Genomic DNA, 25,894 nt, shown 5'->3' on the forward strand with positions numbered 1-25,894 from the left:
GCCATGTTGATGCACTCGGATCTGATGCTGGTTCTGGCTAACGAGCGGCACCGGGAACTGATCGCTGAGGCCGACCGGCGGCGGCTGCTCACCAGTGCCCGCGAGCGGCGCCGGGCCCGGAAAAGCCCGGCGGCGCGCGGCCGGCCCACCGGTAACCTGGCACCGTGCGAACCATCCGTGGCGGTGCCAGCCCGGTGATGATCGGGCGGGAGAGCGAGCTGCGCCGGTTGGCGCGGCTCGCTTCGGCGCGTGAGCCGGCCGTCGCGCTGATCGCCGGCGAGCCGGGCATCGGCAAGACCCGCCTCGTCCACGAGCTACTGGCCACCGTGCCGGCCGGGACCGTGGTGCTGGTCGGGCAGGCCGAGCCGGGTTCGTTGTCCCGTCCTTACGAGGTGTTGCTGGACGCCATCGACGGACGCCCGGAGGTCGACGAGGAGCAGTTGGCCGCGCTGGCTGACGCGCGGCGCAGCCCGGTCGAGCGCCTGCACACCGGCCTGGCCCTGCTGTCCGAGCTGATCGGTGACGCCCGGGCGGTGATCGTCTTCGAGGACCTGCACTGGGCCGACTCGGAGAGCGCCGCGCTGTTCGAGCGGATCGCCGACCAGCACGGGCAGCGGCTGCTGATCGGCACCTACCGGCCCGACGAGGTGAGCCGGCGGCAGCCGGTGGCCGGGCTGCTGGCTCGGATGGAACGACGGCACGCCGTCACCCACGTACGCCTGGATCGATTGACCCCGGCCCAGACCGCGGCGCTGCTGGCCGCCGCGACCGGCGCGCCGGTCGCGCTGCGCGCCGCGACCGCGCTGCATCACCGCACCGGCGGAAATCCGTTCTTCCTGGAGGAATTGCTGCGGGCCCTCCCGGGGTACGCGGTGGAGGCCCTCGTCGAGCAGCCCCTCCCGTGGAGCCTGGCCGACGTGCTGCGCCGCCAGGTCGACGACCTCGAACCGGTCAGCCACCGGATCGTCGAGGCGGCCACCGTGCTCGGCCACCGCATCCCGTTCGACCTGCTCGCCGACGTGACCGGGGCCGGCGAGGACGAGTTGATCGCGGTGCTGCGCGACCTGGTCACCCGGGGTGTGCTGGTCGAGTCGGGCGAGGACGAGTTCGCGTTCCGGCACGCCCTGGTCCGCGAGGCGATAAACGACCAGATGCTCGGCCGCCAGCGCCGCCGCCTGCACGAGGCCGCCCTGGACGTGCTGCTGCGCAGGAAGACTGCCTTCAGGCCGAATAAGGGTGGCGGCGGGGCTGAGGACGGCGCCTCCGACCCGGCGATGGTGGCGCACCACGCCCAGGGCGCCGGCCGCTACGACGACATGGTCGCGGCGGCCCGCAGCGGCGCCGCCCTCTACCTCTCGATCGGCTCCGCCTACCAGGCCTTCCAGCTGGCCGAGATGGGCCTCGACGAGGTGCCCGACGACACCGAGCTGCTGGCCGCCGCCGCCCGGGCCGCGTGGCTGGCCGGCCTGCTCGACGAGGCCCTGCGCTACGGCCGCCGCTGGCGTGACCTGGCCGGCACCGCCACCGACCGGGCCGAGGCGCTCTATCTTCTGGTCCGGCTGGCCTGGGAGGCCCGGGTCACCGACGAGATGCGCGCCTCCACCCAGGACATCGAGACCCTGATCGCGGAGCTCCCGCCGGGGGCCGGCCAGGCCCGCGCGATGACCGCCATCGCCCAGTCGTCCTACCTGCGCGACGACTTCGACGCCGCGCTGCTCTGGGCCGAACGCGCGCTGGCCTTGGCCACCGAGTTCGACCTGCCCGACGTCCGGCTGATCGCGCTGCTGGAGAAGGGCGCGACGCTGGCCGAGCGCTCGCAGACCGCCGCCGAGGGCCGGGAGATCCTGTCCGCCCTGGTCGACGAGACCGAGAAGGCCGGCGAGTGGGTGCTGGCCGCCCAGGCCCTCAACATCCTGATATCCGAGCCCCCTGCCTCCCCTTCCGAATACTCCGAGATCCTGGAACGGATGCGGATCGACGCCGAGCGGGCCGGTTTCGAGTCGCTCGCGGTGGCCACCTACTTCCAGGGCCGGGCCCGGCTCGCGGTGCGGGCCGGCGACCTGCGGGCCGCGATCGACGCGCTGATCGAGGGCCGCGCGCTGGATCAGGGCTACCTGCGCCGGGGCCGCTGGGCCGACTACCACGGGGTGTTCCTGGCCGGGCTCTACCTGGAGGCCGGCGAGCTCGACCGGGTCGAGCAGCTGATCGCCGACCTGGCCGCGCTGCCCAGCAACCCGCCGCCCACCATCCCGGGTCTCGCGTTCCACCTGGCCTGCCGGCGCGGCGACCTGCCGGGCGCGGAAGCGGCCATGGACGAGCTGGTCGTGGCCCTGGCCGGCCAGCCGTGGCGCAGCGGCGAACAGGCCCACGACCTGATCTCGGCCGCCCTGGAGCTGGGCCTGCCGATGGCCCGGCTCGACCGGCTGGCCAGCACCCTGCTCGACGCCGATGTCTGGGACGCCCACCGCACGCTTGTCGACGCCCAGCTCGACGAGGCGCACGGCCGGCACGCCGAGGCCCTGGCCGGCTACCTGTCGATCACCGAGGCGCACATCCTCGGGCCGGCGCACCGCGGCACGGTCCGGATCGGCGCCGCCCGCTGCCTGCTCGCCGCCGACCGGCGCGCCGAGGCCACCGCCCACGCCGAGGCGGCCGGGCCGCTGCTGGCCCAGTGGGCCGGCTGGCGGGTGGCCCAGCTCGACCAGCTGCGCGCCCGGTTGGGCCTGGCCCCGGCCGGAGCGGCCGACGCGGTGAGCGGCCCGGCCGCGCTGACCCCGCGCGAGCGCGAGGTGGCGGTGCTGATCAGCGACGGCCTGACCAACACCGAGCTGGCCCGCCGCCTCTACATCTCGCCGAAGACCGCCGCCGTGCACGTCTCCAATATCCTGCGCAAACTGGGCGTCGCCTCCCGTACCGAGGTAGGCGATCTTCTGCGTCGATCCTAGGAGATTGTCGGATCGGGCAGATGCCGTTCGTTGGTCAGGTGGGGGCGGACACCGGGTCCGGCCGAACAGAGGGAGCAGAGATGCCGCAGTACATCATCTACTTCAACCAGCAGTGGGTCGGCGACCACACCGAGGAGTGGTTCCGCAGCCGCGGGCCGCTCGCCAACGCGGCCGTCGAGGAGATCAAGGCCGCCGGGCAGTACATCTACGCCGGTGGCCTGGTGGAGAACGGCCCGATCGTCAGCGCCGACGCCACCAGCGGCGAGCTGCTGTTCACCGACGGGCCTTACGTCGAGACCAAGGAGTTCCTGGGCGGTCTGACCATCGTGGACGTGCCCGACCTGGAGCGGGCCCGGTTCTGGGCCGGCAAGCTCGCGGAGGCGTGCGGCTGGCCCCAGGAGGTCCGCGAGGTCATGTAGGTGTTGATCTGAGTCGATGGCTTTGCCAGGCTGGCCGGGTGAAGACAGACCTCAGACGTACGCTCCTCGCCGGTGTCTCGGTGCTCGCGGTCGGGCTCGTCCCGGCCGCAACGGGCACCGGACCGGCGACGGCAGCACCGGCGGCACCCCACCGGGTGACTCCCGCTCCGGACAACTACGACGCTCGGCACGACCCGGCCACCGCCGGCGCGCTCAGCTCCCGGGCGACCCTGCTGGCGGCCAAGCCGTCGGCCGCGGTCAGCGGCATGCGCGCCGCGCTCGGCCAGCAGGGCATCGTCGACATCGACGCACTGACCGGCACGCCCCGGCAGGTGGCCCGCCTCGACGGCTTCCTCACCGGGCCGTCGAAGAAGCCGGCCGAACGGATCGCCCGCGATTACCTGAAGGCGCACGCCGACCTGTTCGGGGTCGACCCGGCCACCCTGAAGCTCGGCCGCGACTACAAGGACATCGAGGGCACCCACCACCTGAGCTTCCTGCAGCAGGTCGGCGACGTGCCGTTGTTCGGCAACGGCATCCGGGCCGACGTGGCCAGGGACGGCTCGCTGGTCCAGGTGACCGGCTCGCCGGTGCGGCAGGTGCCGGCCGGGCTGGGCAAGGCCACGCTGACCGGTGGCCAGGCCCTGGACACCGCCCGCAAGGACGCCGGCGAGACCGGGTCGACCGCCCGGGACAGCGCGAAACTGGTCGCCTTCCCGACCGCGGGCGGCGTACGCCTCGGCTACCAGACGCTCACCATGCAGACCGGCTACCTGCACGTCGTCGACGCCGCGACCGGCCGCATCCTGTACCGGCAGAGCCTGGTCGACCACGAGTCCGGGCCGGACGCGCTGGTCTGGGACAACTACCCGGGCGCACCGGCCGGCGGCAAGCAGCGGCGGGTCTCGCTCGGTAAGTGGCTCAGCCCGTCCGCGCCGACGCTGAGCGGCAACTCCACCCACGTGTTCTCCGACCTGAACGACAACGACATCGCCGACCCGGGCGAGGAGGTCGGGCCCAGCTCGCCGGGTCGTTTCGTCTACCCGCTGAAGCAGTTCACCGGCCCGATGTGCTCGGAGCGGTTCCAGTGCACCTGGGACCCGAACGTGGCGTACTCGTGGCAGGACAACCGGGAGATGGCGGCCACCCAGCTGCTGTACTTCAACTCGGTGTTCCACGACCACCTGCTGGCCGCACCGATCGGGTTCACCCGCGCGGCCGGCAACTTCGAGGCCCGCGACGGCGACGCGGTGCAGGCCAACGACCTGGACGGGGCGAACACCGCCGACGGCTTCCCGGACGACAACCACGTCGACAACGCCAACATGGCCACCCCACCGGACGGCACCGCGCCGACCATGCAGATGTACCTGCAGCCGGCCGCGCACACCACGCCGGAGCAGGACCCGTGGGTCCCGTCCGACACCGGCAACGAGGCGTCCTCGGTCTACCACGAGTACACCCACGGCCTGTCCAACCGGCTGGTCGTCGACGCCTCCGGCGTCTCCACCCTCAACGGGCCGCAGTCCGGCGCCATGGGTGAGGCCTGGAGCGACTGGTACGCCTACGACTACCTGCAGAAGGAGGGCCTGGAGAAGGACACCAGGGCCCCCGGCGAACTTGTCGTCTTCGAGTACTCCACCGGCGGCGCGAACACCATCCGCACCGAGCCGCTGGACTGCACGGTCGGCGCCCCGGCCACGGTCTGCCCGGGCACCGCGACCGCGGGTTCCGGCGGTTACACCTACGGCGACTTCGGCAAGATCTCCCGCCGCGGGGCCGAGGTGCACGCCGACGGCGAGATCTGGGCGCAGACCCTGTGGGACCTGCGCACCGCGCTCGGCTACCGGCTCACCGAGTCGGTGGTGACCCGGGCCATGGAACTCTCCCCGGCCGATCCGTCCTACCTGGACATGCGCAACGCGATCCTGATCGCCGACCGCGTCGTCGCGGGTGGCAAGCACCAGAAGGACATCTGGAAGGTCTTCGCGAAGCGCGGCATGGGCTTCTTCGCCGCCACCGTGGACGGTTCGGACACCGCGCCGATCGAGGACTTCTCCACCCCGCCGGCGCCCGGCTCGGCCACGGGCAGCATCGCCGGCACGGTCACCGATCAGGGCTCCGGCCAGCCGGCCCCCGGGGTCGCGGTGACCTTCGGCGGGCACAGCTCCGGTTTCGCCGGTTCCTACGCCGCCGTCACCGACGCGAAGGGCCACTACCAGATCAAGAACATCTACCCGGGTACGTATCCGAAGGTCGCAGCCCGCGGCGCCGGGTACGAGCAGCAGGTCAAGACAGTCACCGTGACCACGAGGCCGAGCACCGTCGACTGGACGGTCCGGCGGGACTGGGCCGCTTCGCAGGGTGGTGCGCAGCTGATCGACTTCAACGGCGACGACTACAGCGACTTCGGCTGCGGCCCGGGCCAGGCGATCGACATGTCCCAGGGCAGCGGCTGGAGCACCGACGCGGCCGGTCCCCGGTTCCTCACCGTCCAGCTGCCGGCCGTCGTCGACGTGACCTCGATCGAGATCAACCCGACCGGCAACTGCGGTGACGACCCGAGCTCGTCCACCGGCGACTACCGGGTGGAGACCTCACCGGACGGCACCGCCTGGACGGTGGCGGCGAGCGGGCACTTCGGACCGGCCGACCGCGACCGGGCCAACGCGGTGCCGCTGACCGCCGGCACCACCGGCGTGCGGTACTTCCGCTACACGATGCTCGGCACCCAGGTGGCCGACGAGGGCGGCAGCTGCCCCGGCGACTACAGCGGCTGCTCGTACGTCGACACCGTCGAGGTGGGGGTGTACGGCGCAGCCAGCTGAAACTCCATAGTGGAAGGTCATCCGAACGGCTGCTACTCGTGTCGTTCGGGTGACCTTCCGAGGCGAAACCACGTGTCCCGTGTGACGGTGTCGCACCATGAGTGGCAGGGTTTCGGGTATGGATGTGGAAGCCAGCGCGGAATTGTCGGTCACCGTCGCGGACGGGGTGGCGCTGCTGGAGATGCGCCGGCCGCCGGCCAACCACGTCGACGAGGCGCTGCTGGCCCGGCTGGCCGACGCCGCGCTGGCCCTGGACGACGACCCGGCCTGCCGGGTGATCGTGCTGGCGTCGGCCGGCAAGCACTTCTGCGGCGGCGCCGACCTGGGCAGCGGCGAATTCGTCCGGGACCGGGCGGCCGCCGCGGCGGGCCTCTACCGGCAGGCGGTGCGGCTGTTCGAGGTGCGGACGCCGGTCATCGCCGCCGTGCAGGGCAGCGCCGTCGGCGGCGGGCTGGGCCTGGCCTGCGCCGCCGACTTCCGGATCGCCGAAGCCTCGACGAGGTTCGTGGCGAACTTCGCCCGGCTCGGCTTCCACCAGGGCTTCGGTCTCAGCGTCACGCTGCCGGAGCTGGTGGGGCGGCAGGCCGCGGCCGACATGCTGCTGACCGCGCGGCGGGTGGGTGGTGCGGAGGCCGTACAGCTGGGTCTTGCCGACCGGCTCGCTGAGCCGGGCCTTCTCCGCGAGACCGCCCACGACCTGGCCCGTCAGATCGCTGCCTCCGCGCCGCTGGCCGTGCGGTCGATCCGGGCCACCCTGCGCGCCGACCTGACCGCCCGGGTCCGCCAGGCCCTCGACCACGAGCTGGCCGAGCAGCGCCTGCTGTGGGCGACGCAGGACAGCGCCGAGGGCATCGAGGCCAGCCTCCAACGCCGCTCGCCGGTCTTCCGCGGACTCTAGTAACAAGCGTCGTTGGTAATACGATTGCGGCGTGACCGAAGACCTGCGTGACCTCGATGCTCTGGCCAGTCTCACCGACCAGGTGCGGCGCCGGGCCTACGCGGTGGTCGCGGACGGAACCGGGCCGGTCGGGCGGGACGAGGTCGCCGAGGCGCTCGGCATCGGCCGTACGCTCGCGGCGTTCCACCTGGACAAGCTGGTGGCGGCGGGACTGCTCGAGGTCTCGTACGCCCGCAGGTCGGGAAAGACCGGCCCCGGCGCCGGGCGGCCCGCCAAGCTTTACCAGGTCGGCGCGGCGGAGCACGCGGTCAGCGTGCCGCCGCGGGCCTACCTGGGTGCCGCCGAACTTCTCGCCGAGGCGATCGAGCAGGCCGGCGTCGAGGAGGCTCTCTACAAGGTGGCGCAGCGGCACGGCCGCCGCCTCCGAAAAGACGCAACGGTGGCGCTGACCGAGCAGGGCTACTCCCCGGCCGCGGCCGGCCCGGACCGCATCGAGCTGCGCAACTGCCCGTTCCATCGGCTGGCGGAACAGTTCCCGCCGCTGATCTGCGGCATGAACCTGGCCATGATCACCGGCCTGCTGGGCGACAGCGACGGCGACTGGACCGCCCGGATGGACCCGGCCCCCGGTCGCTGCTGCGTGACGCTCTCTAAAAATCAATCTGATTGACAATAGAAACGGCACCTGGTGAGCTGAAGCCATGACCTCCTTCCACCTGGCCCAGATGAACACGGCCCGCCTCCGAGCCCCGCTGGAAGACCCCTCGATGATCGAGTTCGCCGAGGGCGTCGCGGTGATGAACGCCCTGGCCGACCGCTCGCCCGGCTTCGTCTGGCGCCTCGCCGACGAAACCGGCGACGGCACCATCGCCGCCCCGGCCGACCCCAGCCGGATCTTCACCCTCTCGGTCTGGGAAACCCCCGAACACCTCCGGGCGTACGCCTACCAGTCCCAGCACCTCGAATATCTGCGCCGCCGCCGCGACTGGTTCCTCCCGAACGGCCATCAGGCCGCCCTGGTGCTGTGGTGGCTCCCGGCCGGCCAGCTCCCCACGCTGCGCCAGGGCATCTCCCGTCTGGGCCGCCTGCAGGCCGCCGGCCCCGCCCCGGACGCCTTCACCTTCCGCGAGATGTTCCCGGCGCCGGAGCTGGCTCACCGGGATTGACCAGCACCTGCTGGACGAAACCGGTCACCAGCCGGTGCCAGAACAGCGGCCGGTGCAGCATGGCGTGGGTCTCGCCGGGCACCGGCACGAAGCTCGCGCCGATCCGGGCGGCGTAGGCCGCCGAGACCCTCGGGTCGGTCACCCGGTCGCGGTCGCCGTGGGCGATCAGTACCGGCGCCGGGCCGCGGCGAGCCGGGTCGCCGGGCTCGATCCACGGCGCCAGCGCACAGACGCCGGCCACGTCCGGCTCGGCGGCCAGGCGCAGCGCCACCCGGCCGCCCATCGAGTGCCCGACCAGCACGATCGGCACGCCGGGACGCGTGCGGCGGATCTCCTCCAGGGCGGCGCGGGTGTCGCGCAGCGGGTCCTCGGCGGGTCCGTTCCACCCGCGCAGCCGGTAACGCAGCAACCGGACCTCGGCGTCGCCGCCGGTGGCGCGGGCGATGCCCCGGACGAGCGGAGCCATCCGCGCCCAGGCGAGGCCCGGCCGGGCCGGGGCGGTGCTGTTCGCCCGGCCGCCGTGCAGAACGAGGACCACCGCGCGGGTGGCTGGCGAAGACATCACCTTTTCTATTCGGAGCCGGGCGCGGCCCGGATAGCCCTAGCATTCAGACCTATCCGGCGCGCGTGCGACTCCGAATCACCCCCCGAAGATCAAGTGACCTTGGGGAGCGCAGATGAGATCCGTTGCCGTCATCGGCGCCGGCGTGTCCGGGCTTACCGCGGCGTACCTGCTGCGAAAGACGTGGGACGTCACGCTGTACGAGGCGGACCACCGGCTCGGCGGGCACGCCCACACCCATGACCTGCCGGACGGCGGCACGAGCGTGGCCGTGGACTCCGGCTTCATCGTGCACAACGACCGGACGTACCCGCTGCTGCGCCGGCTCTTCGCCGAGTTGGACGTGCCCACCCGGGCGGCCGAGATGAGCATGTCGGTGCGCTGCGACGGCTGCGGCCTGGAGTACGCCGGTGCGAAAGGGGCGGGCGGGCTGTTCGCCCGGCGGCCCGAGCCACGGTTCCTGGCGACGCTGGCCCAGGTGCCGGTGTTCCATCGCCGGGCGCGCGCCCTGCTGCGGAGTGCCGGCGAGGATCCGACACTCGGCGAGTTCCTGGCCCGCGGTCATTACACCGATCATTTCGTACGGCATTTCGTGGTGCCGCTGGTCTCGGCGGTCTGGTCGTGCGGTCCCGAGGTGGTGGCCGACTATCCGGCCCGCTACCTGTTCACCTTCCTGGACCACCACGGGATGCTGTCGGTGACCGGCTCGCCCACCTGGCGGACCGTGGTCGGTGGCTCGCGCACCTACGTCGATCTGCTCGCCAAGAACCTGCGCAGCGTCCGGGCCGGCGATCCGGTCACCGCTGTCACCCGTACGCCCGAGGGGGTCCGGGTGGAGGCCGGCGACGACGTCGGCTACGACGCGGTCGTCGTGGCGACCCACGCCGATCAGGCGTTGCGGTTGCTGCGCGACCCGACCGACGCCGAGCGCCGCACGCTGAGCGCGTTCACCTACTCGCGCAACGAGACCGTGCTGCACACCGACGACACCGTCCTGCCGGTGGCCGGGCGGGCCCGGGCCAGCTGGAACTACCGGCTGCCGGGCTGCGCGCCGAGTGCCGGAGCGCCGGTGGTCACCTACGACATGAACCGGTTGCAGGGGCTGGACGTGCGGCGCCACTACCTGGTCACGCTCAACTCGGACCGGCGCGACGACACGGTTCTGGCCCGGATGACGTACGAGCATCCGATCTTCACCCCGAAATCGGTGGCCGCCCAGGCCGGGCTGCCGGCGCTCAACGACGGACGGACCGCGTTCGCCGGCGCCTACCACGGCTGGGGTTTCCATGAGGACGGCTGTCGCAGCGGGGTGGCCGCGGCGCGATCATTGGGGGTCGAGTGGTGACCGCGCCCGCGTTGTACGAGTGCACGGTCCGCCACACCCGTACCACCCCGCTGCGGCACGCCTTCGCCTACCGGACCTACCAGTGGTACGTCGACGTCGACGAGCTGCCCCGGGACCGGTGGCTAGGGTCGTTCCGGGCCGGCGACCACTTCGGTGACCCGGCCGCGAGCATCCGGCGCAACGTCGAGGTGTTCCTGGCCGGGCACGGCATCGAGCTGGCCGGCGGGCCGATCCGGCTGCTCACCAACGCCCGGGTGCTCGGGCACGTCTTCAACCCGCTGAGCGTTTACTGGTGCCACCGGGCCGACGGCAGCCTGGCCGCGGTGATCGCCGAGGTGCACAACACGTACGGCGGGCGGCACTGCTACCTGCTGCGCACCGACGAGCGCGGCCGGGCCGACACCGCGAAGACGTTCTACGTCTCGCCGTTCAACGACGTCTCCGGCTCCTACCGGCTGAGCCTGCCGGAGCCGGGTGAGCGGCTCGCGCTGACCATCGCGCTGGACCGGGACGGCGGCCGCCCGTTCGTGGCGTCGCTGCGCGGTACCCGCCGCCCACCGGACTGGCGGCACCCGTTCGTGACCCTGGCGGTGTCCCTGCGGATCCGGCTCCAGGGCATCCGCCTCTATTTGCGCGGCTTGAAGGTCGTGCCCCGAACGGAAGGCTCCCGATGACCACGACCGTCAATCCCGTACGGCATGGGGTGGATCCGGACCGGTGGCCGGACGTGGCGGCCGAGCCGCCGGCCCGGCTCCGCGCCCACCTCGCCGGCGTGGTGTTCCGCCAGGCGATGGCGAAGTCCGCGGTCCGGGTCCGATACCCCGACGGCCGGGTGACCGGAACGGCCGGTCCGACCCTGCGGGTACGCCGGCCCGAGGCGCTGTTCGCCCGGCTCGGCCGGTCCGGCCTGATCGGATTCGGCGAGGCCTACCAGGCCGGCGACTGGGACTCCGACGACCTGGTCGGGGTGCTGACCGTGCTCGCGTCGTCGATGGGCACGCTGATCCCGCCGTCGCTGCAGTGGATGCGGCGGTTCCACGGGGTGCGGTCGCCGCTCGCCGACCGGAACACCCCGGACGGTTCCCGGCGCAACATCCATCGGCACTACGACCTGTCGAACGACCTGTTCGCCCTCTTCCTCGACGAGTCGATGAGCTACTCGAGTGCCCTGTTCACCCACCCCGGCGACGATTTCACCGCGGCACAGCACCGCAAGATCGACCGGCTGCTGGACGGGACCCGGGTGGGCGACGGAAGCCTGCTGCTGGAGATCGGCACCGGCTGGGGTGAGCTCGCCATCCGGGCCGCTCAGCGCGGTGCGCGGGTGGTCAGCGTGACCCTCTCGGCCGAGCAGCGGGACCTGGCGCTCCGCCGGGCGGCCGCGGCCGGCGTCGCCGACCGGGTCGAGGTGCGGCTGCGCGACTACCGGGAGATCGAGCCGGTGGCGGGCGGCTTCGACGCCGTGGTCAGCGTCGAGATGGTCGAGGCGGTGGGCATCGACTACTGGCCGTCGTACGCGCGGACGCTGGCCGGGCACCTCGCGCCGGGCGGCCGGGCCGGCCTGCAGATGATCACGATGGCCGACGACCGGGTACGGGCCACCCGCGACGCGTACACCTGGATCCACAAGTACATCTTCCCCGGCGGCCTGATCCCGTCGGTGCCGGCGATGGAGACCGTGTTCGGCCGGGCCGGGCTGACCGTGCTGGACCGGCTCGACTTCGGCCCCGACTACGCCGAGACGCTGCGGCGCTGGCGGGCCGCCTTCAACGCCCGGCCGGACGAGGTGGCCGCCCTCGGCTTCGACGCCACGTTCGCCCGCACCTGGAACTTCTACCTGGCGTACAGCGAGGCCGGCTTCGCCTCCGGTTACCTCGACGTGTGCCAGCTCATCCTGGGCGAACCCGTATGATCGCCGTGCTGCTGTCGACGGCGGTCGTGTCCCTCGCCGTGCTGCTCATAGCGTTCGCGATCGGCGCGGCCAAGGACGAGCACAAGGGCGTCGACGTCGCCTGGGGGCTGGGTTTCGCGTCGGTCGCGGTGACCGCCGCGGCCCTCGAACCGGACCGCCCGATGGCCTGGCTGGTCGCCGCACTCACGGTGATCTGGGGCGTACGGCTGGCCGTCCACATCGGCCGCCGCGGCGCCCGCCACCCCGGCGAGGACCCGCGCTACGCGGAGCTGCTCGGCCGGGCGAAAGGCAGCCGGACCTGGTACGCGCTCCGCAGCGTCTACCTGCTGCAGTGGATCTCGCTGTGGTTCGTCTCGCTCCCGGTGCAGGTCGCCGCCCACTACGCCCCGCTGAACGCGTTCGCCGTCATCGGCGTCGCGATCTGGGCGGTCGGCCTGTTCTTCGAGGCGGTCGGCGACGCGCAACTGGACCGGTTCCGCGCCGACCCCGCGTCGAAGGGCAAGGTGCTCGACTCCGGACTGTGGCGGTACACCCGGCACCCCAACTACTTCGGCGACGCCTGCGTCTGGTGGGGCCTGTTCGCGCTGGCCGCACTGCACTGGACCGGCTGGCTGACGGTGCTCTCGCCGATGCTGATGACCTGGTTCCTGGCCCGCAAGACCGGCAAACCCCTGATGGAGAAACACCTGACGGGTACGCGTCCGGGTTACGCCGGATATGTCGCGCGCACCAGCGGCTTCGTCCCCCGGCCGCCGCGCCGCTTGCCGGGTTAGGCGTACGGGTTGATGATGATGGTCTTCAATGCCCTTAGAGGGGTTGGGAGGCCGGGGTGTCACTGCTCACCGCGCTCGACCGCAAGCACACCATCGCGCCGGAGGGGTACAGCCGCTGGCTGATCCCGCCCGCCGCGCTCGCTGTTCATCTGTGCATCGGCCAGGCCTACGCGACAAGCGTCTACAAGAACTCGTTCATCAAACACTTCGACGCCAGCCAGACCTCGATCGGCATCATCTTCAGCATCGCCATCGTGATGCTGGGGCTGTCGGCGGCGGTCGCCGGCACCTGGGTCGAGGCCAACGGACCACGCAAGGCGATGTTCGTCTCCGCCTGTTTCTGGGCGTCCGGCTTCCTGGTCAGTGCGCTCGGCATCGGCACCGAACAGCTGTGGCTGGTCTATCTCGGCTACGGCGTGATCGGTGGGATCGGGCTGGGCATCGGCTACATCTCGCCGGTGTCCACCCTGATCAAATGGTTCCCGGACCGGCCCGGTCTGGCGACCGGGCTGGCCATCATGGGCTTCGGCGGCGGCGCGCTGATCGCGAGTCCGGCTTCACGACAACTGCTTTCGGCGTACGACGAGAACTACGACCCGAACGTGGCCACCTCGGTCGCCGACGGACACGCGCTGGTGCTGCTGTTTCTCACCCTGGGCATCGCGTACTTCCTGATCATGATGTTCGGCGTCGCCAACATCCGGGTCCCCGCCCCCGGCTGGCGCCCGGCCGGCTGGGAGCCCTCCTCGGTGACGGCGAAACCCCTGGTCACGGCGGCCAGCGTGTCGGCGGCGAGCGCCATCCGTACGCGTAGCTTCTGGTTGTTGTGGGTTGTTCTGTTCTGCAATGTGACCGCGGGCATCGGCATCCTCGAGCAGGCCAGCCCGATGATCCAGGACTTCTTCCGGGTCGACGGCGTCTCCAGCGTGAGCGTCGCCGCGGCCGGCGGTTTCGTCGGCGTGCTGTCGCTGTTCAACATGGCCGGCCGGTTCGCCTGGTCGTCCACCTCCGACCACGTGGGCCGGCGGCCGATCTACATGCTCTACCTGGGCGCCGGCATGGTCATGTACCTGCTGCTGGCCACCGTCGGGGATGCAGCGACCGCGCTGTTCGTGGTGCTGGCCGGCATCATCCTGTCGTTCTACGGCGGCGGCTTCGCGACCGTACCCGCCTATTTGCGCGACCTGTTCGGCACCTACCAGGTGGGCGCGATCCACGGCCGCCTGCTGACCGCCTGGTCGGCGGCGGGCATCGCCGGGCCCCTGATCATCAACCGCTTCCTCGACGCCCAGGGCAAGCCCGGGAGCCTGACCTCGGCGGCTTACCAGCCGGCCCTGTTCACCATGGTCGGCGTGCTGGCCATCGGCTTCGTAGCGAACCTGCTGATCCGCCCGGTCCCGGAGCGCTTCCACGAGCCTTCCGGCACCACCACCCCGCTGGAGAAGGAGGCTGCCGCATGACCGTCCGCCTGCTGGTCTCATGGCTGCTGGTAGCCGTCATGCTCGGCTACGGCATCACCCAGACCGTAATCACCGCCGCCAAGCTCTTCGAATAGACGACTGTCGTTCGCCCGACTGCGACCGCCACCGACGCGATGCTCTACTTCTGTCCATGACCAAAAGACTGGCGTCCATTCTGGTCGCCCTGGTCGCCCTGTCGCTGGTGGCGGTGGCTTGGCCGGTCGCCCGCCCGACGCCCGCCGCGGCGCAGGGCGGGTCGGCCGTCACGCTGGGCGTCCACTTCAGCGGTTTCTTCCTGCTGGACTTCAGCGCCACCGGGGTGCGGCAGGTGACCTCGTTCCAGGACCCGTTCGACCCAAGCCGAGGCGACCAGACAGTCTTCCGAGACGAGTTGCTGCGCAACGGCCAGGTAGTAGGCCACGACGACGGTTCCTGCACGGTAACCGACATAGTGCCGACCGACCCCGACCCCCTGAAGCTGGCCTGCCAGGTGACGTTCAGCCTGCCCGAGGGCCAGATAACCACCCAGGGCGCAGCCACCAACAACCCGGTAAAGCGCCTGGCCATCACCGGCGGAACCGGCCGTTACACAGGCGCCTACGGCGAGGCCGTACTAACCGAATCCGGCGACGAAACCGGCTCCCTGCTACTCAACCTAACCCGGCGATAACCGGTGCCTATGCCTGCCATGGTCGAAGCAGTCATGCATCATGACGGAATGGCGGCCATTGAGACTCGGGTGCTTCTGGTCGACGATCTGCGGTCGTTCATCGATGGCCGGGTTGCTGAGGTAGCCCGTACGAGCGATGCCGGCGTCACATTGCTTGAGCGATACCGGAATCAGCGCCTGGACGAACTTTGGCTCGACCACGACCTGGGCGAAGACGACACGATCTGGCCGGTCGTGGAGGTCCTGGAACGAGCAGCCTTCGACGGCCGGCCATTCGACATCGGCGTAATCAACATCCACTCGGCCAACCCAGCCGGCGCCGCAAAGATGGCGCAGGCATTACGCCGCTGGGAGTACCGGGTCGTCATCGCGTCCGGCTCAACTGACGTCGGCTACCTCAACGGGCCGCCCGCCGCAGGATACCCAGTCGCATGACGTCATCGGTGACCGTACGCTCGCTCAACAGACCTGCCCAACGCGCGCGATGCCGGGTAAGCGCGCGTCACTGAACCCAAGGATGGCCGCACCGTTCGAGTCGGGCCAGGTTCCCGTATCCGCCGCTGGCAGTACGCGAGCGGATCGCCTCGCCGAACCTTCCCCACCGCTTCGCGGCAGCTGCGGATGGCTTGGCGGAGGGTCAGAAGAGCCAGCGGTCGAGTAATCCGGGCCAGAACTGCCGCTCATGATTGCCGTCAGCGATGGCGGCGGGATCAATAGCTTCGATCCCGCCGAGGAGTTCGGCAAGCTCGGCGAATGCCAGCTCCTCCGTCTCTGCGCTCTCGTCCCAGCGGTCGAAAAGGTCCGACTCGGTGAGCCGGCTGCCCACCAGGTGAAGCGAGCACAACCATTGGCAGACCGAGGAATTCACGAAGGAGCTGTCCTCCTGGCCACCCGGTGGCCACAGACGAACCTCACCGGTTACCGGTACGGCGCCGAACTCCCAGGCTGGGTCGGTGGGCTCGCCGCCGAACTCGTAAGCCAGCCGGTACATCGTCGGCGTGACTTGGAAGGAGACCCTGTCGACGATTTCGTCGAGCAGCGGTACGCCGTTCAAAGTCAGCACGGCCTTTGCCGACTGCGGGAGTCGCCATGTCGCTACGTCTGCCTCAACCGCGCGCCGGACCCGCCCTCGGCCAGCCCAGGACTCAAGCTCTTCAAACGTTGGAAGAATCGGAGGCCGATCAGAAGCCACGCCCAGACGATAACCCGAGGACTGAACGCTTGCGGTCGCCGGACATTCGCTCATCGGCAACTCCGGTGGACGCCCCAGCGCAGGGAGCCGGGCCGCGGGCGCGTGCTGCTTCGTGCCGCCGAAAGGCCGTGGAACGACGACGTGCTCGACTTCTTGTGCGAGATCAGCGACGTTGGCGTCACCGCCGCGAAGGTGGTCCGGACTCTTGATGGAGACTCGCTTGCTTCCTGGGTCGCCGAGCTGGCGGACTCCTACCCCGGGTGGGACGGGGTTCGCAGCTGGAAGTCGCTGGAACGCGAACTCCGCATCGACGCGACCCATGACCGGCGTGGCCATGTGTCTCTGCGGTTTGTCGTCCGCGGACCTCGCGGCTACGAGCGCGACGCGTGGGAAGCGTCAGCCTGCGTGAATCTCGACGCCGGTGAGGACATGCGACACCTCGCCGCCGAGATCGCCGCCCTCTTCACGTAGCGCGCCTATGATCGCCGAGGAGTGTTCGGAGGGGCGGGAGCGGGGATGAGGGTCGCGGTCTCCGGGACGCACGGGGTTGGGAAGACCACGCTGGCTGAGGCGCTCTGTGCGCGTCTGCCGGGGCACGTCGTGGTCGAGGAGCCGTACTACCTGTTGGAAGAGCAGGGGTATGAGTTCGATTTTCCGCCGGCGGCGGAGGACTATCGGGCGATGTTGGCCTGCTCGGTTCGGAGCCTGCGGTCGCCGTCAACATCAAAGGCCGTCTTCGACCGTACGCCGCTCGACTATCTCGCCTACCTGGCGGCGAGCGGGGCCGATCCGGCGGAGCAGGCCGATGCCGCTGCGTTGCGCCTCGCGTTCGCTACTCTCGATCTGCTGGTCATCACGGTGATCACGCCGGAGACCGAGCGGATCCTGCCCGCCGCGGAGTTGCCCGGCCTTCGCTCGCGGATGAATGACGCGCTCCTGGAACTGGTTTACGACGACCCGCTCGACGCCTGGGCGGGCACGCCGGTCCTGGAGTTGAGCGGACCGCTCGACAACCGGCTGGACGCGATCCTCGCCGTCCTCAAACCCGAACCGGTGGGCCCGACCAAAGCCGGGGCGAGTCGGCACGTCGCCGATTAATCTGCCGGTATGAGACTGTTCCGCCGGCACGATGAACCGGCGAGTGGAACGGCGGTGCTGTCCGAACCGCCCGGCCGGCTTCCTGCCGGGTTTCGCCGAGGAAACGGTCGCCGCGATCGCTCGCGTGCGTGGTACGACCTAGTCTGTCCGAATGCGACGCTTCCACGATGAGGATCTCGCCGGCGCCGAGTTCCGCGAGTGTGACCTGAGTCGAGTGCGGATGGTCGGCGTGGTCATGCAGGACGCCGAGATCGACGGCCTGATCACCAACCTGGTGGTCAACGGGGTCGAGGTGATGCCGTACGTCGAGGCGGAACTCGACCGCCGGCACCCGGTGCGGCTGCTGATCCGCTCGGATCGGCCGGACGACCTGCGAGCGGCCTGGCGGCAGCTGCGGGACGATTGGGCGACGACCACCGAGCGAGTTCGGTCCATGCCCGACAACAGCGAACACCAGGGTGTCGACGGCGAGTGGTCGATGGTCGAAACCCTGCGCCACCTTGTCTTCGTGCACGACTGCTGGTTCCGGCGCTGCGTGCTCGGGCTCACCGAGCCGTTCACGGCCATGGGGCTGGGCCCGCCGCACATCACGGACCTGGCGGACGAGCAGCCGAGCCTCGACGAGGTGCTCGCCGTACGCGTCCGGCAGGCTTCCGAGGTCGAGGCCTGGCTGGCCGAGGTCACCCCCGATCAGCTCGCGGCGACCGCGCCGGTTCCGGACGACGATCGATGGCCCCCGTACGCCAAGGGCCGGACCGTGCGGCAATGCCTCGGCACCGTGCTCAACGAGGAATGGGCGCACCATCGGTTCTGCCGGCGCGACCTGGACAAACTAGGTTCCGGAGGGTACTAGGAGCGCAGGACCTCACACCTTTTCGAGCTCGGTGATCAGGGCGCTGGACGCCTGGCTGAGGATGTTGCCACTGGCCTGGCTGAGCAACCGGTGGCAGCCGTTCAGCTCCACATAGATGTCCTCGTTCTCGCCCAGCTGCACAAGAGCGAACCGGCCGGCCGGTCTCGCGCAGGGCTTCGCCGGCGCATCCTCGGGCAGCAGACTCGCGATCGGCCCCCACTCTTCCACGGTGAGCACAGTGCCCGTGGCGAAGACACCGCCCGGCCTGGTGCTGCCCTGCTCATCGGCCGGCACGTCATAGACACACAACCGCACCGGCAAGCCCGACGGCAGCCCGTACGTGATGATGGACGTCGGCGGCGTGCTCCGGGCGGCCACCGCGATCATGTCGGCCCAGGTCAGCTCGCAGTGAGCGGCGGCCGCCGCAGCGGCGGTGGCTTTGCTGATCTTGCGAGTGGCTACCGTCTTGAGGTGCAGGGCGGCGAAGGCATCGCTGAACTGCGCCACCGGCTTACCGCAATCGCCGGTGGGCACGCCCGGGTGCACCCACTGGCCCTGCGCGTCGAGCAGGGCGAACCAGGGCACGACGGCTTCGCCGGCGGGGCAGGAGACCTTCGCATACGGCCCGTCGGGCAAGCGCAACGCGGCGGCGACCGCGGCGACGTCGTCGGCCCGCAACTCAGCGGAGACCATGTCCTGGCCGTCAGCCGCCGTGGTGCACAGAACAATCGCGACCGGGGTGAAATCGTCGCTGAGCGGCGCCAGCCACCGGGTCTCCACGGGGTTCACCGCGGGCGGATGCTGGGCTGAAGCGCACGACTGCCACCTCGCGTGCACCTCGGGGGCGCCCCAATCGCGGTGCGCCGGCTGCTGCACGGACGGCTCGGACGCACACCCCGCCAGCACCAGGGCCAGCACCACGACCGTCGACCGCATCTCTCCCCCATCGCCGTCCACCATCGGGCATGAGACGAGCGGTCGAACTGAAGGGTTCCGGGCGGTGATGTCTAGACTTTCGGGACCATGCCTGAGTTGCCGGAAGTTGAGTCTGCTCGGTCGGTCATTGGGCGGGCCGCCCTCGACCGGGTCATTGCCGACGTCGACGACACCGACGCGTGGGTCTGCCGGCCTCATCGGGCCGGGGACATCCGGGTCGCGTTGGTCGGGCGTCGCCTCACCGCGGCCCATCGGCGGGGCAAGAGCATGTGGTGTGACACGTCCGAGGGTGGTCCGGTGCTCGGCATTCACCTCGGCATGTCCGGGAAGATCGTGATCGCCGGGGTGGACGGGGACGAGATCGACGGCGGCGACTACTGGGAGGGGCGCCGCAAACCGGGTGACTACCGGTGGGCGCGATTCACCGTCACCTTCGCGGACGGCGGGCGGCTGATGCTCGTCGATCCGCGACGGCTGGGACGCGTACGGCTGGATCCTCCGATTGAAGGTCTTGGGCCGGATGCGGCCGGCATCGGGCAGGCAGCCTTCGTCCGGGCCGTCACCGGCGGGATCGTGCCGGTCAAGGGGCGCCTGCTGGACCAGCATCTGGTCGCGGGGATCGGCAATCTGCTCGCCGATCAGATCCTCTGGCAGGCGAAGATCGATCCGGCGCGGCCGGGTGACCAGATCACCCGGGCCGAGGCCGGGCGACTCTTCCGGGCCACCCGGGACGCCGTCGGCGCGGCGCTGCGCGACGGCGGCGTGCACACCCTGCCGATCATCGCGCACCGGCACGCGGGCGGCCGATGCCCCCGGGACGGCGCACCGATGGTCCACGGCACGGTCAGCGGCCGGACGACCTGGTGGTGTTCGCGGGAGCAGGTCACTCGTTCGGGGGACGTCGGCTGACGGAAAGCCGACCGGCACGGTCCGCAGCGGTTCGGCTACTCCCGATAATCGCGGCATGTCACGACGGACCGTCATCATCACGGGTGCATCCAGCGGGATCGGGGCGGCGGTCGCGCGGCGGCTGGGCGCGATGGGCTTCACGGTGTACGCGGCCGCCCGCCGGGTCGAGGAGGTGCCGCCCGACGACGGGATCGTCGCGGTGAAGGCCGACCTCAGCGACCACGCGTCGCTGGAGCAACTGGTGCGGCAGGCGATCGACGAGACCGGCCGGATCGACGTGCTGGTCAACAACGCGGGGTACGGCGCGATGGGCTCGGTCGAGGAAGTGCCGACCGAGGAGGCGCGCCGCCAGTTCGAGGTCAACGTGATCGGGCCGGCCCGGCTCACCCAGCTCGTGGTGCCGCACATGCGCGAGCGTGGACGCGGCCGAATCGGAGCAGGCGAAAGCGCTGGCCACGTCGCACCGGACCGCAAATGACAACCCGCGGATCACCTCGTCCCCGGAGTCGGTGGCCGCGGTGGTGGTGCAGGCGATCCGGGCGCGCCGGCCGCTGACCCGGTACGCCGCCGGGACCGGGGCGAAACCGCTGCTGCTGGCCCGCCGCCTGCTGCCGGACCGTACGTTCGACGCACTGATGGCCCAGGTGTTCGGCGTACGGCACAAACGGGGTGATCATCGGACGGCCTGAGCTGGCTACGCTGGTCGGCATGAGCATCTATGACCTCCCGATCGCCGACCTTCAGGGCAAACCGCTGGATCTCGGGCAATTCAGCGGCACGGCGGCCCTGGTCGTCAACGTCGCCTCCAAGTGCGGCCTCACCCCGCAGTACGCGGTGCTGGAGGAGCTGCACGAGCGGTACGCCGGTCGCGGCTTCACCGTGCTGGGCGTGCCGTGCAACCAGTTCGGCGGGCAGGAGCCGGGCAGCTCCGAGGAGATCGCCGAGTTCTGCAGCGCGACCTACGGCGTGACCTTCCCGATGACCGAGAAGGTGGAGGTCAACGGGGACGGCCGGCACCCGCTCTACCAGCAGCTGGTCGACGAGCCGGACGCCGACGGCTACACCGGCGACATCCGGTGGAACTTCGAGAAGTTCCTGGTCGGCCCGGACGGCACGGTGCGCGCCCGGTTCGGCCCGCGCACCGCGCCCGACGACCCCACGGTGGTCGAAGCTATCGAGGCAGCCCTGCGCTGACGTCGACGAGCACCTTGCCGACCGTGCCGCTCTCGACCGCGCGGTGCGCGTCGGCGGTGCGGTCGAGCGGGAAGCGCGTCAACGGCAGGCCGTGCTCCTCGCCGACCGGCAGGGCACCGTCGGCCACCGCGGCGGCGACATCGGCGGCCGCCGCGGCCAGCGCGGCCGAGCCGACGGTGTAGAGCACCAGGAACTGGAAGCGCGTGTTGAGCGTCATGTTCTGCCGCACGTCCAGCTGGACCGGCTTGCCGCCGTCGTTGGCGTAGGTCGCGATCACCCCGCGGGTGCGCAGCACGGCCAGGTCGAGCGCCAGGTTCGCGCCGAGCGCCACCTCGGCGACGATGTCGACGCCGCCGGGAGCGATCTCGCGGATCGCGGCGACCGGGTCACCCTCGCGGTAGTTGAGCACATGGTGGGCGCCGGCCGCGGTGGCCAGCGCGGCCTTGGCCGGGCCGCTGATCGTGCTGATCACGGTGGCACCGGCCCACCGGGCCAGCTGGATGACCGCGTGCCCGACCGCGCCCGCTCCCCCGGCGGCCAGCACCACTTTGCCGTCGAGCGCGCCCGGGTGCAGGCGCGCCGGGCCGTCCTCGGCGACGGTGAGGGCGCGGTGGGCGGTGAGCGCGGGCACGCCGAGCGAGGCACCCAGGTCGAAGCCGGCCCCGGCGGGCAACGGCACGGCGTTTGAAGCCGGCACGACGGTGTACTCGGCGGCCGTCCCGGTCGGCCGTCCGGCGGTGGCCATGAACAGCCACACCGGCTCGCCGACCCGCGCCGGGTCGACGCCAGAACCGACCGCGGAAATCACGCCGGCGCCGTCCAGATGCGGGGTGACCTCGGGGAACTTCTTCGGATTGGTGGCGCCGGAGCGCGTCTTCCAGTCGGTCGGGTTGACCCCGGAGACGGCGATCCGGACCTGCACCTCACCCGGACCGGGCTGCGGCAGATCGCGGTCGACCAGCTCGAGAACGCCGGAGTCGCCGTTGTCGCGGTAGATGATCGCCTTCATGTCTCAACCTAAGCAGAACGCCGGGCCGAACCGGAACGCCGGGACACCGCGACACCCGCGAGGCACAGCGCGCCACCGGCCAGAGTGAGCCACCCCGGCACTTCGGAAAGAAAAAGCCAGGACATCAAGACCACCAGGGCCGGTACGACGTACGTCGTAGCACCCAATTTGCCGGCCGTGGTGCGAGCCAACGCGTACGCCCAGGTGGTGAACGCGATCGCGGTCGGCCCCACGCCCAAATAGATCATGTTCAGGGTCGCGGGCAACGGCGCGTCGGCCACCTCCCCGACGAGCACCCCGGCGAACGGCAGCAGCGCGACCGCGGCGACCAGCGCCGACCAGAAGGTGATCTGCAGGGCGCTGCCGTGCCGCAGCGCCGGCTTCTGCGCGACCACCCCGATCGCGTAGGTGATCGCGGCCAGCAGGCAGAGCAGCACGCCGAGCAGCGACGATCCGCCGCCGCCGGACATCGACAGGCCGACGACCGCGGTGCCGGCGAACGACACCGCGATGCCGATCCACAGCTGCCGGGTCGTCGCCTCGCCCAGCAGCAGGGCGCTGAGCAGCGCGATCAGGATCGGCCCGACGTTGACGATCAGCGCGGCGGTGCCGGCGTCGACCAGGCGCTCGCCCCAGTTGAGAAAGACCATGTAGCCGCCGAACCAGAGCAGCCCGGAGGTCAGGATGCCCGGCCAGGCCGCCCGGGCGGGGAAGCCGACCCGGCGGACCAGGGCGAACGCGCCCAGCAGCAGCGCCGCGGTGGCCAGCCGGCCGAGCGCGAGCGCACCGGGCGAGTACGCCGAGCCGGCACTGCGGATCGAGACGAACGCCGATGCCCAGAAGAGCACGGTCACGCCCGCGGCGATGACGGCGCCGTGCCGGACTCTCGGGATGATCGACATGCGCGGAAGCTAACACCGGCGCCCCGGACGGCCAACCGAGATACGAGCCGCAGAAAAATAACCTCAAGAACGTCACGCTCGCCTTCATCACCGCGTCGGCCTGCAAGGCGATGTGGTTCAACGCGTACGACCCGCGGCAGGGCTGGGCCCGCGACCAGATCGACGCCGTCCGGGCCCGGGGCGGTGACGTGAAGATCTCGTTCGGCGGGGCCACCGGCATCGAGCTGGCCCAGGCCTGCACCAGCGTCGCCGCACTGCAGGCCGAGTATCAGGCGGTGGTCACCGCGTACAACCTGAAGTACATCGACCTCGACATCGAGGGCGCCGCCACCGCCGATCCCACCTCGGTGGCCCGCCGCTCGCAGGCGCTGGCCGCCCTGCAGCGCGCCAACCCCGGCCTGCGGTGCACGAACATCAGCCAGCAGCCCTACGAGTTCAGCAAGATCTTCGCCGGGTACGGAGGCTGACCGGGAGAGATCGAGAAGGCCACGCCGTCGGCGGTGTAGTCACCGAAGAAACCTGACACGGTGACCTCGCCGTCGGCGGACGTGCGCATCTCGGTCGGCGGCAGCCACCACTCCCCCTTGATCAGGCCGGCCAGGGCGTCGTACGACGGCTTGCGGCTGCCGTCGGCCCGCAGCAGCCCGACCGGCGCGCCCAGCCAGGCCCCGTCGTCGGTGATCCCCCAGTAATTGATCGCCTGCACCGCCGGATGCCCGACCAGCGACCGGTAGTGCCGGACGATCTCGGCGGCCTGCCGCTCCTCCCCCTCGGGCGTGCTCGGCCAGGACGGGATCTGGTAGTCGTTGAGGTCCTGGATCTCGGCCGGCATCAGGTCACCGGAGAGCAGCGTCGTCTCGGTCATGTGCAGCGGAAGCCCGAACCGAGCAAACCGGTCGAGCGTCTTCTGCATGTACTCCTCGCCCCGATAACCCTGGTGCATGTGGGTCTGCAGGCCGATCGCATCGATCCGGATGCCGGCTTCCAAAACCCCTTCGATCAGGATTTCGTACGCCGAGGAAAGGTCGAAATCGTTCAGGATGAGTGTCGCCCCCGGGTTGGCCGCGCGTGCCTCCTCGAACGCCATCCGCACCATCGCGATCCGGCCGCGGTCCCAGGCGAGCGGGGTGATCGCGTTGTCCCCGTTGCTGAAGACCGGCATGATCACCGTCTCGTTGATGGCGTCCCACACGTCGATCAGCCCGGCGTAGCCACCGGCCAGGTCACGGATCCGGGCCCGGGTGAGTGCCTCCACCTCATCGAGCTCGAGCCCGAGCAGCCAGTCCGGCTGCACGGTGTGCCAGAGCAGCGGATGCCCTTTGACCGTGACGCCGCGCTCGGCCAGCCAGCGCGCGGTTTTTTCCAGACGCACCGCGTCCGTGGCACCGCGCCGCGGCTCGTAGCCACCCCAGTAGAACGGCAACGTCGCGGTGTTGAACAGCCCGAGCCACGCGTCGGCGAGGGTGTCCAGGTCGATGTGCTCGCCGCCGCCGAAGTAGCCGGGCTGGCCGGGACCCCCGACCGGGCGGATGAAGTCGAAGCCGATGTTGCCGAAGGCGAAGTCGTGCCGCTGCTGAGCGACGGTGACCACCCGGTCGGCGAACGGATGGCCGTCCGGCCCGAGCACGGTGAGCGTGACCTCGCCGATGCGGTGCTTCATCATCTGACGCCTCCCGAAGAGAGAAAAGTTTCGCGCGAGATTGCGAAATTGTCGTAGGCAACGGCAGCATAGGTCAACCACTCCGCCCACAGATAGGGTGATGCGCATGCCCCGAGCGACCTCCCGAGCGACTCTCTTCGAGGTCGCCGCCCTGGCCGACGTGTCGGTGTCGACCGTCTCCAAGGTGCTCAACGGCCGGGCCGGCGTCTCCGACGAGACCCGCGCACGCATCGAGGCACTCCTGCAGGACCACCGCTACCAGCAGCGCAGCGGCAAACGCCAGGCCGCGCCGCTGCTCGACGTGCTCTGCTACGAGGTGGACAGCCCGTTCGGCAGTGAGGTCCTCGCCAGCATCGAGCAGTCGACCCGGCAGCAGCGGATCGGCATGGTGCTCAGCGGCGCCACCGAGCAGGCCACGCCGTACGAGCACTGGGTTGATGATGTTCTCCGGCGGCAGCCGGTCGGGGTTGTCCTGATCGCCTGCAAGCTGTCGGCCGACGACCGGCAGCGGCTGCGCTCGCGCAACATTCCGCTGGTCATGGTCGATCCGGCCGGCACCCCGGCGCCGGACACCCCGTCGATCGGCTCGGCCGACTGGAGTGGCGGCTACCAGGCCACCCGGCACCTGATCGACCTCGGGCACACCCGGATCGGCATCATCACCGGCCCGGCCGACATGATGGCCTCGACCGCCCGGCTCTCCGGCTATCGCGCCGCGCTCGACTCGGCCGGCCTGACCAGCGAACCCGAGCTGATCCGGCCCGGCCACTTCCACCACGCCGACGGCCTCGAGCAGGGTAGGGCTCTGCTCTCGCTGCCCGACCGGCCGACCGCGATCTTCGCCTCCTCCGACCTGTACGCGCTGGGCGTCTACGAGGCCGCCCGCACGCTGGGCCTGAGCATCCCGGCCGACCTCAGCGTGGTCGGTTACGACGACCTGACCATCGCGCAGTGGGCCGGCCCGCCGCTGACCACCGTGCACGTGCCCCTGGTGGCGATGGCCGAGCAGGCGGTGCGCCTGGTGATGCGGTTGAACGACGAGCCTGAGATGGCCTTCAGCCGGATCGACATCGACACGACGCTGGTGGTCCGCGGCAGCACCGCTGCACCGGTCGCTGCGCGAAACATTTCCAACTGATCAGGAAACCTTGACGCAAACGTTT

At 70.7% G+C, this 25,894-nt stretch carries 30 protein-coding genes; 24 read left to right on the plus strand and 6 right to left on the minus strand.

The annotated features are described in order from the left end of the window. Positions 1-3 precede the first annotated feature (3 nt). The 7 genes from Ate02nite_RS33250 to Ate02nite_RS33280 all read left to right on the plus strand — a co-directional run bounded on the left by Ate02nite_RS33250 (position 4) and on the right by Ate02nite_RS33280 (position 8,256). On the plus strand, positions 4-198 hold the full coding sequence (locus tag Ate02nite_RS33250) for a hypothetical protein (RefSeq protein WP_203811832.1): 195 nt from the start codon (positions 4-6) through the stop codon (positions 196-198). Next, positions 165-2,945 (plus strand): ATP-binding protein, encoded by a 2,781-nt coding sequence (locus Ate02nite_RS33255; protein WP_239147891.1) that lies wholly within the window; start codon positions 165-167, stop codon positions 2,943-2,945. The genes Ate02nite_RS33250 and Ate02nite_RS33255 overlap by 34 nt, the downstream gene beginning before the upstream one ends. An 80-nt stretch (positions 2,946-3,025) precedes the next feature. Next, positions 3,026-3,364, plus strand: coding sequence for a YciI family protein (locus Ate02nite_RS33260; protein WP_203811833.1), 339 nt, complete (start codon positions 3,026-3,028; stop codon positions 3,362-3,364). 38 nt (positions 3,365-3,402) lie between these two features. After that, positions 3,403-6,192, plus strand: a complete 2,790-nt coding sequence (locus Ate02nite_RS33265; RefSeq protein ID WP_203811834.1) for a M36 family metallopeptidase — start codon at positions 3,403-3,405, stop codon at positions 6,190-6,192. A 118-nt stretch (positions 6,193-6,310) separates the two neighbouring features. Then, complete coding sequence (locus Ate02nite_RS33270; protein WP_203811835.1) at positions 6,311-7,090, plus strand: enoyl-CoA hydratase/isomerase family protein; 780 nt, start codon at positions 6,311-6,313, stop codon at positions 7,088-7,090. A 31-nt stretch (positions 7,091-7,121) separates the two neighbouring features. Next, on the plus strand, positions 7,122-7,760 hold the full coding sequence (locus Ate02nite_RS33275; RefSeq protein WP_239147892.1) for a helix-turn-helix transcriptional regulator: 639 nt from the start codon (positions 7,122-7,124) through the stop codon (positions 7,758-7,760). Positions 7,761-7,791: 31 nt separating this feature from the next. After that, on the plus strand, positions 7,792-8,256 hold the full coding sequence (locus Ate02nite_RS33280) for a DUF3291 domain-containing protein (RefSeq protein ID WP_203811836.1): 465 nt from the start codon (positions 7,792-7,794) through the stop codon (positions 8,254-8,256). Here Ate02nite_RS33280 and Ate02nite_RS33285 read toward each other — a convergent pair. Continuing rightward, positions 8,207-8,818 (minus strand): alpha/beta hydrolase, encoded by a 612-nt coding sequence (locus Ate02nite_RS33285; protein ID WP_203811837.1) that lies wholly within the window; start codon positions 8,816-8,818, stop codon positions 8,207-8,209. The genes Ate02nite_RS33280 and Ate02nite_RS33285 overlap by 50 nt on opposite strands. A 115-nt stretch (positions 8,819-8,933) precedes the next feature. On the opposite strand from Ate02nite_RS33285, the gene Ate02nite_RS33290 reads away from it, so the two are divergent. The 8 genes from Ate02nite_RS33290 (at position 8,934) to Ate02nite_RS33320 (ending at position 15,413) form a co-directional block, all read left to right on the plus strand. Beyond that, the gene (locus Ate02nite_RS33290) at positions 8,934-10,163 is read left to right on the plus strand and encodes an NAD(P)/FAD-dependent oxidoreductase (RefSeq protein WP_203811838.1); all 1,230 of its coding nucleotides are present in this window, start codon (positions 8,934-8,936) and stop codon (positions 10,161-10,163) included. Further along, on the plus strand, positions 10,160-10,837 hold the full coding sequence (locus Ate02nite_RS33295) for a DUF1365 domain-containing protein (RefSeq protein WP_203811839.1): 678 nt from the start codon (positions 10,160-10,162) through the stop codon (positions 10,835-10,837). The genes Ate02nite_RS33290 and Ate02nite_RS33295 overlap by 4 nt, the downstream gene beginning before the upstream one ends. Then, a complete protein-coding gene (locus Ate02nite_RS33300; protein ID WP_203811840.1) occupies positions 10,834-12,075 on the plus strand; it encodes an SAM-dependent methyltransferase in 1,242 nt (413 codons plus the stop codon). The genes Ate02nite_RS33295 and Ate02nite_RS33300 overlap by 4 nt, the downstream gene beginning before the upstream one ends. Continuing rightward, complete coding sequence (locus tag Ate02nite_RS33305; protein WP_203811841.1) at positions 12,072-12,848, plus strand: DUF1295 domain-containing protein; 777 nt, start codon at positions 12,072-12,074, stop codon at positions 12,846-12,848. Before Ate02nite_RS33300 ends, Ate02nite_RS33305 begins: the two co-directional genes overlap by 4 nt. A gap of 62 nt (positions 12,849-12,910) precedes the next feature. Then, positions 12,911-14,308 (plus strand): OFA family MFS transporter, encoded by a 1,398-nt coding sequence (locus tag Ate02nite_RS33310; protein WP_203811943.1) that lies wholly within the window; start codon positions 12,911-12,913, stop codon positions 14,306-14,308. Continuing rightward, positions 14,305-14,403 carry an MFS transporter small subunit gene (locus tag Ate02nite_RS50045; protein WP_438871279.1) on the plus strand — a complete coding sequence of 33 codons (99 nt, stop codon included), beginning with the start codon at positions 14,305-14,307 and terminating at the stop codon, positions 14,401-14,403. Before Ate02nite_RS33310 ends, Ate02nite_RS50045 begins: the two co-directional genes overlap by 4 nt. Positions 14,404-14,459: 56 nt before the next feature. Then, entirely contained in the window at positions 14,460-14,978 is a 519-nt protein-coding gene (locus Ate02nite_RS33315) for an allene oxide cyclase barrel-like domain-containing protein (protein ID WP_203811842.1), read from the plus strand. Positions 14,979-15,026: 48 nt separating this feature from the next. Then, entirely contained in the window at positions 15,027-15,413 is a 387-nt protein-coding gene (locus Ate02nite_RS33320) for a cyclic-phosphate processing receiver domain-containing protein (protein ID WP_203811843.1), read from the plus strand. Between the two features lie 202 nt (positions 15,414-15,615). On the opposite strand, the gene Ate02nite_RS33325 is transcribed toward Ate02nite_RS33320, so the two are convergent. Beyond that, positions 15,616-16,170, minus strand: coding sequence for an SUKH-4 family immunity protein (locus Ate02nite_RS33325; protein ID WP_203811844.1), 555 nt, complete (start codon positions 16,168-16,170; stop codon positions 15,616-15,618). Positions 16,171-16,272: 102 nt separating this feature from the next. On the opposite strand from Ate02nite_RS33325, the gene Ate02nite_RS33330 reads away from it, so the two are divergent. From Ate02nite_RS33330 to Ate02nite_RS33340, 3 genes are all read left to right on the plus strand, one after another. Further along, positions 16,273-16,641: a DUF6228 family protein gene (locus Ate02nite_RS33330; protein ID WP_275422978.1), complete on the plus strand. Its 369-nt coding sequence runs from the start codon at positions 16,273-16,275 to the stop codon at positions 16,639-16,641. A gap of 45 nt (positions 16,642-16,686) precedes the next feature. Continuing rightward, complete coding sequence (locus Ate02nite_RS33335; RefSeq protein WP_203811846.1) at positions 16,687-17,268, plus strand: ATP/GTP-binding protein; 582 nt, start codon at positions 16,687-16,689, stop codon at positions 17,266-17,268. 151 nt (positions 17,269-17,419) lie between these two features. Further along, positions 17,420-18,121, plus strand: coding sequence for a DinB family protein (locus tag Ate02nite_RS33340; RefSeq protein WP_203811847.1), 702 nt, complete (start codon positions 17,420-17,422; stop codon positions 18,119-18,121). A gap of 12 nt (positions 18,122-18,133) precedes the next feature. On the opposite strand, the gene Ate02nite_RS33345 is transcribed toward Ate02nite_RS33340, so the two are convergent. Beyond that, positions 18,134-19,057, minus strand: a complete 924-nt coding sequence (locus Ate02nite_RS33345) for a hypothetical protein (RefSeq protein WP_203811848.1) — start codon at positions 19,055-19,057, stop codon at positions 18,134-18,136. An 87-nt stretch (positions 19,058-19,144) separates the two neighbouring features. Here Ate02nite_RS33345 and Ate02nite_RS33350 point away from each other — a divergent pair, with 87 nt between their 5' ends. From Ate02nite_RS33350 to Ate02nite_RS33365, 4 genes are read left to right on the plus strand one after another with little or no spacing between them, the layout of a single operon-like run. Then, on the plus strand, positions 19,145-19,966 hold the full coding sequence (locus Ate02nite_RS33350) for a DNA-formamidopyrimidine glycosylase family protein (RefSeq protein ID WP_239147894.1): 822 nt from the start codon (positions 19,145-19,147) through the stop codon (positions 19,964-19,966). Between the two features lie 55 nt (positions 19,967-20,021). Continuing rightward, positions 20,022-20,444 carry an SDR family NAD(P)-dependent oxidoreductase gene (locus Ate02nite_RS33355; RefSeq protein WP_203811849.1) on the plus strand — a complete coding sequence of 141 codons (423 nt, stop codon included), beginning with the start codon at positions 20,022-20,024 and terminating at the stop codon, positions 20,442-20,444. Positions 20,445-20,475: 31 nt separating this feature from the next. Beyond that, positions 20,476-20,655, plus strand: a complete 180-nt coding sequence (locus Ate02nite_RS33360) for a hypothetical protein (protein WP_203811850.1) — start codon at positions 20,476-20,478, stop codon at positions 20,653-20,655. A 19-nt stretch (positions 20,656-20,674) separates the two neighbouring features. Next, positions 20,675-21,160, plus strand: coding sequence for a glutathione peroxidase (locus Ate02nite_RS33365; RefSeq protein WP_203811851.1), 486 nt, complete (start codon positions 20,675-20,677; stop codon positions 21,158-21,160). Here the strand turns inward: Ate02nite_RS33365 and Ate02nite_RS33370 are convergent. Next, positions 21,138-22,169, minus strand: coding sequence for an NADPH:quinone reductase (locus Ate02nite_RS33370; RefSeq protein WP_203811852.1), 1,032 nt, complete (start codon positions 22,167-22,169; stop codon positions 21,138-21,140). The genes Ate02nite_RS33365 and Ate02nite_RS33370 overlap by 23 nt on opposite strands. An 8-nt stretch (positions 22,170-22,177) precedes the next feature. Beyond that, complete coding sequence (locus Ate02nite_RS33375) at positions 22,178-23,071, minus strand: DMT family transporter (RefSeq protein ID WP_203811853.1); 894 nt, start codon at positions 23,069-23,071, stop codon at positions 22,178-22,180. A gap of 110 nt (positions 23,072-23,181) precedes the next feature. On the opposite strand from Ate02nite_RS33375, the gene Ate02nite_RS33380 reads away from it, so the two are divergent. Further along, complete coding sequence (locus tag Ate02nite_RS33380) at positions 23,182-23,538, plus strand: glycoside hydrolase family 18 protein (RefSeq protein WP_239147895.1); 357 nt, start codon at positions 23,182-23,184, stop codon at positions 23,536-23,538. Here Ate02nite_RS33380 and Ate02nite_RS33385 read toward each other — a convergent pair. After that, on the minus strand, positions 23,499-24,734 hold the full coding sequence (locus Ate02nite_RS33385) for an endo-1,4-beta-xylanase (RefSeq protein WP_239147896.1): 1,236 nt from the start codon (positions 24,732-24,734) through the stop codon (positions 23,499-23,501). The two genes, Ate02nite_RS33380 and Ate02nite_RS33385, sit on opposite strands and share 40 nt — an antisense overlap. Positions 24,735-24,837: 103 nt before the next feature. Between Ate02nite_RS33385 and Ate02nite_RS33390 the strand changes: the two genes are divergently transcribed. Continuing rightward, positions 24,838-25,869, plus strand: coding sequence for a LacI family DNA-binding transcriptional regulator (locus Ate02nite_RS33390; protein ID WP_239147897.1), 1,032 nt, complete (start codon positions 24,838-24,840; stop codon positions 25,867-25,869). The last annotated feature ends 25 nt before the right edge of the window (positions 25,870-25,894 follow it).

The sequence above is a fragment of the Paractinoplanes tereljensis genome (assembly GCF_016862435.1).
Taxonomy (GTDB): domain Bacteria; phylum Actinomycetota; class Actinomycetes; order Mycobacteriales; family Micromonosporaceae; genus Actinoplanes; species Actinoplanes tereljensis.